Consider the following 521-nt stretch of genomic DNA (forward strand, 5'->3'; position numbering starts at 1 on the left):
CGGGCTGGCCGCGGGGGTCGCGGTGTGGATCAAGCAGGTGGCGGCGGTGGAATGCGCGGCGCTGTGGCTGGCGATGATCGTCACGGCGCGCGCGCGGCTGGATGCGCGGCGCGTCGGCGTGCTGGCGCTGGCCTTCGCCGCCGGCGCGGGGCTGCCGACACTCGGCATGGCGGCGGGCTACTGGGCCAGCGGCCATCTGGATGCCTGGATGCAGGCCAACATCCTCGGCGTGCTGGGCTATGGCGCGGTGCCGGCGGACGGGCCGGGCTTCCGGCGCGGCGTGCTGGGTGCGCTGCCGCATCTGCTGTGGCTCGGCCTTGCCGCGCTGGGCCTGCTCGCGGCGCCGGAGCGCCACCGCACGTTGTGGCCGCTGCTCGCCTGGCTCGGCGCGGCGGTACTGGCGGTGGTCGCCCCGGGCAAGTTCTACGACCACTACTTCCTGATCCTGCTGCCGCCGCTGTGCCTGCTCGCGGCCTTCGGCCTGGCGGCGCTGGCGCGCCTGGCGCTGCGTGCGCGCCACC

At 76.2% G+C, this 521-nt stretch carries 1 protein-coding gene; it reads left to right on the forward strand.

The features are described 5' to 3' along the window. A partial coding sequence (locus OZN99_RS33350) for a hypothetical protein (protein WP_270939443.1) occupies positions 1-521 on the forward strand: 521 nt, incomplete at both ends.

Origin of the sequence: Falsiroseomonas oryzae, from assembly GCF_027856955.1 — a bacterium.
In the GTDB taxonomy this organism is placed as follows: domain Bacteria; phylum Pseudomonadota; class Alphaproteobacteria; order Acetobacterales; family Acetobacteraceae; genus Falsiroseomonas; species Falsiroseomonas oryzae.